Source organism: Streptomyces sp. NPDC057654 (assembly GCF_042800135.1).
Classification (GTDB): Bacteria; Actinomycetota; Actinomycetes; order Streptomycetales; family Streptomycetaceae; genus Streptomyces.
This window is the reverse complement of the sequence record NZ_JBHVHQ010000505.1, coordinates 1-6293: the sequence shown is the minus strand read 5'-3', so window position 1 is coordinate 6293 and position 6293 is coordinate 1. Positions and strand designations below refer to the sequence as shown.

6 protein-coding genes and 2 pseudogenes are annotated in these 6293 nt (G+C 73.6%); 3 read left to right on the top strand and 5 right to left on the bottom strand.

Annotated elements, in window-relative coordinates; all coding sequences use genetic code 11:
- The 5 genes and pseudogenes from ACFU99_RS29125 to ACFU99_RS29105 all read right to left on the bottom strand — a co-directional run.
- Positions 1-245, bottom strand: a pseudogene (locus ACFU99_RS29125) (hypothetical protein); the annotation flags it as partial.
- Positions 235-912, bottom strand: a complete 678-nt coding sequence (locus ACFU99_RS29120) for a response regulator transcription factor (protein ID WP_384397663.1) — start codon at positions 910-912, stop codon at positions 235-237. The gene ACFU99_RS29120 and the pseudogene ACFU99_RS29125, both read right to left, overlap by 11 nt.
- 9 nt (positions 913-921) lie before the next feature.
- Positions 922-1785: an ABC transporter ATP-binding protein gene (locus tag ACFU99_RS29115; protein WP_384397661.1), complete on the bottom strand. Its 864-nt coding sequence runs from the start codon at positions 1783-1785 to the stop codon at positions 922-924.
- A complete protein-coding gene (locus ACFU99_RS29110; protein ID WP_384397659.1) occupies positions 1782-2909 on the bottom strand; it encodes a FecCD family ABC transporter permease in 1128 nt (375 codons plus the stop codon). Before ACFU99_RS29110 ends, ACFU99_RS29115 begins: the two co-directional genes overlap by 4 nt.
- Positions 2906-4009, bottom strand: a complete 1104-nt coding sequence (locus ACFU99_RS29105; RefSeq protein ID WP_384397657.1) for a FecCD family ABC transporter permease — start codon at positions 4007-4009, stop codon at positions 2906-2908. Before ACFU99_RS29105 ends, ACFU99_RS29110 begins: the two co-directional genes overlap by 4 nt.
- Positions 4010-4194: 185 nt before the next feature.
- On the opposite strand from ACFU99_RS29105, the gene ACFU99_RS29100 reads away from it, so the two are divergent.
- The 3 genes and pseudogenes from ACFU99_RS29100 to ACFU99_RS29090 all read left to right on the top strand — a co-directional run.
- Positions 4195-5178: an ABC transporter substrate-binding protein gene (locus ACFU99_RS29100; RefSeq protein ID WP_384397655.1), complete on the top strand. Its 984-nt coding sequence runs from the start codon at positions 4195-4197 to the stop codon at positions 5176-5178.
- Positions 5179-5309: 131 nt separating this feature from the next.
- Positions 5310-6089: a 2,3-dihydro-2,3-dihydroxybenzoate dehydrogenase gene (locus ACFU99_RS29095; RefSeq protein ID WP_384397653.1), complete on the top strand. Its 780-nt coding sequence runs from the start codon at positions 5310-5312 to the stop codon at positions 6087-6089.
- Positions 6090-6095: 6 nt separating this feature from the next.
- Positions 6096-6293 (top strand): annotated as a pseudogene (locus ACFU99_RS29090) (hypothetical protein); the annotation flags it as partial.

Below are 6293 nucleotides of genomic sequence, written 5' to 3'. Positions count from 1 at the left end.
GGGCCGAGCCCGGCGGCGGTCTTGCGGGCGGCCAGCTCGGTGCGTTCGGCGGCGTTGTCGAGGAGGTTGTGGCGCAGCACGAGATAGAGCCAGCCGCCCCCGGCGGCCAGGATGACGGCCATGGTGAGGGCCGCGGCGACGGTGGCGCGGGCCCGTACGGTGCGGGGGAGGAGCCGGCGCAGCCGACGGCGCGGACGGTCGGCCGTCGGCGGACGGTTGGTCGTGGCCGGGCGGTCAGCCGTCATCGGGCGTCACCCGGTAGCCGACGCCCCGCACGGTGCGGATCGAGCGACGCGCGAACGGGGTGTCGATCTTCTTGCGGAGCGAGCTGATGTAGACCTCGACGATATTGGGGTCGATGTCGCCGGGCGCGTCCCACACCTCGTGCAGGATGTCCGATTTGGGCACCGCCTGGCCGTTGCCGGCCATCAGACACGACAGCACGGCGAGTTCCCGCGTGGTCAGCTCGATCTCCCGGGTGCCGCGCCGGCAGGCGCGCGCGGCGACGTCCAGGACCAGGTCGCCGGCCTGGAGGGTGGTGGGCCGCTCCCGCCCGGCCCGGCGGCCGAGCGCCCGCAGCCGGGCCAGCAGCACCACGAAGGAGAAGGGCTTGGCGAGATAGTCGTCGGCCCCCGCGTCGAGCCCCTCGGCCTCGTCGTACTCGCCGTCCTTCGCGGTGAGCATGAGGATCGGCGTACGGTCCTTGAGCCGCCGCAGCCGCCCGCAGACCTCGTAGCCGTCCAGGCCCGGCAGCATCACGTCGAGGACGAGCGCGTCGTACCCCTGGGCCAGGGCGAGTTCCAGGCCGCGCCGCCCGTCGTGCGCGACGTCCACCCAGTGGCCGGCCGCGGCCAGCCCCCGCCGCAGGGTGTCGGCCAGCCGCTCTTCGTCCTCGACCACCAGAATGCGCACCCGCAAAGACTACATTTGCGCCTTGCCCTGTCCCACGGTCGCGGGGGCGGCGGCCCGCGGCGTACGGGCGGCGGGCACCACGACGGGGGAGCCGTCGCCGGGGGCCGCGAGGACGTCGGCGTCGATGCCGTACAGCGTCCGCACCAGCGCGGCGTCCACGACCTCCCGCGAGGGGCCGTCGGCGACGATCTCGCCGTCGCGCATGGCGACGATGACGTCGGCGTAGCGGGCGGCGCTCATCAGGTCGTGCAGCACCATCACGACGGTGCGGCCCGCGGCGGCCACCGAGCGCACCAGCTCCAGGACCTCCACGGCGTGGCCGAGGTCGAGGGCGCTGGTCGGCTCGTCGAGCAGGACGAGGGGGGTCTCCTGGGCGAGGACCATGGCGAGCCAGCAGCGCTGGCGCTGGCCGCCGGAGAGCCGGTCGAGGCGGCGGCCGGCCAGCTCGGTGGTGCCGGTGGCCTCCAGCGCGGCGCGCACCGCCCGCTCGTCCTGGCGGGACCACTGGCGGAACAGCCCCTGGTGGGGGTGGCGCCCGTACCGTACGAGCCCGGCGACGGTGACGGCCTCGGGGGCCTGCGGGGCCTGCGGCAGCAGCGAGACGAGGTGCGCGGCGCGGCGCTGGCCGAGCTGCCAGACGTCGGCGCCGCCGACGCTCACCGTGCCGGACCGGGGCTGGTGCAGGCGGGCGATGGTGCGCAGCAGGGTGGACTTGCCGCAGCCGTTGGGGCCGACGATGGCGACGACGCGGCCGGCCGGCACGGTGAGGTCGACGCCGCGGACGGCGAGATGTCCGGGGTAGCCCGCCTCGATCTTCTCGACGACGAGGTCGTGGGCGGTCTCGGCCACGGTCATGCCTTTCTGCACGGTCATGCCTTTCCGGAGGGGCGGCGAGAGGGCTTCGCGGCCCGCGAGCGGCCGTCGCCGCTGATCAGGACCCACAGCAGGAACGGCCCGCCGAGGACGCTGGTGACCACGCCCACCGGGATCTCGACGGGGGCGATGACGCGGCCGAGCGCGTCGGCGGCGGCGATGAGGCCCGCGCCCACCAGCGCGGAGCCCACGATGGGCACCCGGGTGGGGCCGCAGAGGCGGCCCGCGAGGATAGGGGAGGCGAGCGCCACGAAGGCGATCGGGCCGCCGATGCCCACCGCGACGCCGGCCAGCGCGACGGCCAGGGCCAGGGTGAGGCCGCGTACGAGCCGGATGTTGACGCCGAGGGCGGCGGCCATGTCGTCGTCGAACCGCATGACGTCCAGGCGGCGGCCGGCGATGAGGGCGAGCGGGATGAGCACGACGAGGCAGAGCAGCAGCGGGCGTCCCACGGTGTAGTCGCGGCCGTTGAGGCTGCCGACGCTCCACAGGAAGACGCCGCCCGCGGTGTTCTCGTTCTGCCGGGACATCACGAGGTTGGTGACGGCGCCGATGAGGGTGGAGACGCCGATGCCGACGACCAGGACGCGGTAGCCGCGGGTGCCCGCGCCGCCCGCGCAGGCGACCACGACGACCGCGGCGGCGACCGCGCCGAGCGGGCCGAGCCACCAGTCGCCGACCATCGCGGTCGAGCTGCCGACGACGGAGGCGACGACGGCGGCGGTCGCGCCCTCGTTGACGCCGATGATGTCGGGGGTGGCGAGTCGGTTGCCGGCCAGCGTCTGGGTGAGGCAGCCGGAGACGCCGAGGGCCGCGCCGACCATCAGCCCGACCAGGATGCGCGGCAGCCGGAAGTCCTGGATCAGCATCACGGTCATCCGGTCGCCCGTGCCGAACAGCCCGGAGAGGGTGTCGGCGGGGCTGAGCCCGGTGGAGCTGGCGAAGGTGGCCAGCGCGACGACGACGGCGATGACGAGGGCGAGGCCGACGGAGACGAGCGCGGTGCGGCGCGGGAAGAGCCAGGACAGGGTGCCGGTGCGCAGGACGACGCTGTCGGGCGGGGTGATCGCGGTGTCGGATACCGCAGGCGGGTCGGTACGCGGCTCGGTCGTGCGCTCGGTCATGCGGACGCCCCTGACGCGCCGAGGCCGCTCATCCGGTTCGACCGGGCGATCCAGATCAGCAGCGGCCCGCCGAGGAGCGCGAGCAGCACGCTGACCGGGGTCTCCCAGGGGCGGATGACGACGCGCGCCAGGATGTCCGCGGCGATCATCACATTGGCTCCGATGAGGGCGGAGAGCAGGAGTTGGGGCGCCATGCGGGGGCCGGTGACGGTCCGCGCCGCGTACGGGGCGAGCAGCCCGAGGAAGGCGATGGGCCCGGCGAGCGCGACGGCGGCGCCCGCGAGGAGGGTGACCGCGCCGGCCACCACCAGGCGGATACGGCCGGGGTGGTGGCCGAGCGCGCGGGCGGAGTCGTCGCCGAGGGCGAGCGCGCCGAGCGGGCGGGCGGCGCCGAGCGCGACGAGGAGGCCGACGGCGACGAGCGGGGCCATGGTGAGCGCGGTGGAGGTCTCGATGCCGGCGAGCGAGCCGATGGTCCAGTAGCGGTACTCGTCGAAGGTGGACTTGGTGCCCAGCAGCACGTACGAGGTCGCGCCGTGGAAGGTGGCGCCGAGCGCCGAGCCGGCCAGGACGAGCCGCAGCGGCGAGGCCCCGGCGCCGCGGCCGGAGGCGGCGAGCAGCAGCACGACGGCGCTGGCGGCGAGCCCGCCGGCCAGGGCCCAGACGAGCATCGCGTACGAGGAGTCGGCGCCGAAGTAGGTGAGGCCGACGACGACGCCGAGCGCCGCGCCCGAGTTGACGCCCAGCAGCCCGGTCTCGGCGAGCGGGTTGCGGGTGACGGCCTGGAGGAGGGCGCCCGCGGTGCCCAGGGCGACGCCGACGAGGACGGCGGCGATGGTGCGCGGTACGCGGACGTCCATGACGGCCAGGTGGAGTTGGGCGTCGGCGCGGGCGGCCCGGTCGCCGAGGAGGAAGTCGAGGGCGCGGCCCATCGGCTCGCTGCCGGTGCCGATGAGCAGCGAGAGCAGGGCGAGGACGAGGAGCGCCGCGAGGAGCGCGAGGGCCGTCCAGCGGACCCGGCCGCGCGAGCCGTCGGATATCGGGGGCTCGGCCTCGGGTGGCGCGGGGATCTGGGCCCCGCCCTCTTGCGCAACCAGCATGAGGTTAGCCTAACCTAATGCATGGTGGGGTCTCGGGCGGGTTGTGCCGACGCGTCCGACGCTCTGCCATGCCCTTGTGTCCCACGAGGTGTTGTCCGGTTTTCGCGCCCTTCAAACGGCCCGCGATGACCTGCGACGCCCCGAAACGCCCCTGAATGTTGTCCCCAGAGCTCGGAGATCCACACATGTCCTCCTCCCGTTCCTCGCGCACCCGGCTGACCGCCGCGACCGCGATCGCCCTCGCCGCCGCGCTCTCGCTCACCGCCTGCGGTTCGGACGGCAAGGACACGACGGACAGCGCGAAGTCGGACGGCGGCAAGAGCGACGCCCGCCGGGTCACCGACGCGACGGGCGCGCAGGTGGAGGTGCCGAAGGCCCCCAAGAAGGTCGTCGTGCTCAGCGAGATGGACCTCGACAGCTCGCTCGCGCTCGGCGTGAAGCCGGCCGGTCTCACCGCGGGCCGCGGCCAGCAGGGCGCCCCGGAGTACCTCAAGGAGAAGGCGCAGGACATTCCGGTGGTCGGCGCGGTCACCGGGCCGGATGTGGAGAAGGTTCTCGCGGCCCAGCCGGACGTCATCCTGGCGGGCCAGATCAGCGACAAGCAGATCCTCACGCAGATGCGGGGCATCGCGCCGACGGTTGTGACGATCGGCAAGGACAAGGACTGGAAGTCGGCGCTCTCCCTCACCGGGAAGATCCTCAACAAGGAAGCCGACGCGAAGAAGTTCCTCGCGGACTACGACAAGAAGGCCGGCGAGGTGAAGAAGGCGATCGGCGCGAACGCCGGGAAGACGGTGAGCGTCGCCCGCTACTCCGGCAAGGGCACCGCCGTCATGCAGCAGGGCGTCTTCATCAGCGATGTGCTCAAGGATCTCGGCTTCAAGCGTCCCGGCATTCAGAACGAGAAGGGCGCGGGCCACTCGACGCCGATCAGCGACGAGGACATCAAGCAGATCGACGCGGACTGGCTGTTCATCGGCACCCTCGCGGCCAAGGGCAAGGACGCGGACCTCTTCGCGGCGCTGAAGAAGAAGCCGGCGTACCAGCAGCTGGGCGCGGTCAAGGACGGCCACCTCACCGAGATCGACGGCTCGAAGTGGACGAGCCTGGGCGGCCCGCTGGCCGCGATGTCGGTGCTGGGCGACATCCAGAAGGCCATGGCCAAGTGAGCTGAGCGCGCCGCGGGTTGACGGGGGCGGGGGAGTGGTTGAGCGGCGATGGATTCGGCGCTCGCCACTCCTCACCAGGCTCGGAGCCATGTTAGGTTAGCCTTACCTAACCACCAGGAGGGGATTCCGTCGTGCAGCAGCCAGAACTCGCCGGACGCGTCGCGCTGGTCACCGGCGCCGGACAGGGCATAGGCGAGGCGGTCGTCCGCGCACTGATCGAACGCGGCGCCAAGGTCGCCGCCCTCGACGCGACCCCCGACGGCATCAAGGCCCTCGAAACCGAATTCGGTGCCGCCCGCGTCACCGCCCACCTCGCCGACGTCACCGACAGCTCCGCCGTCGAACGCGTCATGGACGACGTGGAACGCGCCACCGGCCCCCTCGACATCCTCGTCAACGTCGCCGGCGTGCTGCACACCGCGCCCGTCGTCGACCTCACCGACGAGGCATGGAACGCCACCTTCGCCGTCAACACCACCGGCGTCTTCAACACCTCCCGCGCCGCCGCCCGCCGCATGAGCGAGCGCCGCGCCGGCTGCATGGTCACCGTCGGCTCCAACGCCGCCGGCGTCCCCCGCACCAGCATGGCCGCGTACGCCGCCTCCAAGGCCGCCGCCACCATGTTCACCAAGTGCCTCGGGCTGGAGCTCGCCCGCAGCGGCATCCGCTGCAACGTCGTCTCGCCCGGCTCCACCGACACCGCCATGCAGCGCGACATGTGGACCGACCCGCAGGCCCCGCTGCGCGTCATCGACGGCGACCCCTCCACGTACCGCGTCGGCATCCCGCTCGGCCGCATCGCCGAGCCCTCCGACATCGCCGACGCCGTGGCCTTCCTCGTCTCCGACCGGGCCCGCCACATCACCATGCACGACCTCTACGTCGACGGCGGCGCGACCCTGCGGGCCTGACACACCGTGACACCCGCCCGGCCGCTCCCGGCGGCCACCGCGCACGACCGGCCCCCGGCGCAGCCCGAGAACGGCCGGACCCGTCCCCACCCCGCACCGACGCCGCCGGAGCCCACCGGCCCCGCCGCGGCGCGCACCACCCCCACCCCAGCCGGCGCCACGAGCGCCGGAGAGACGGAGCACCAGGTGACCAGGGCGCATGAC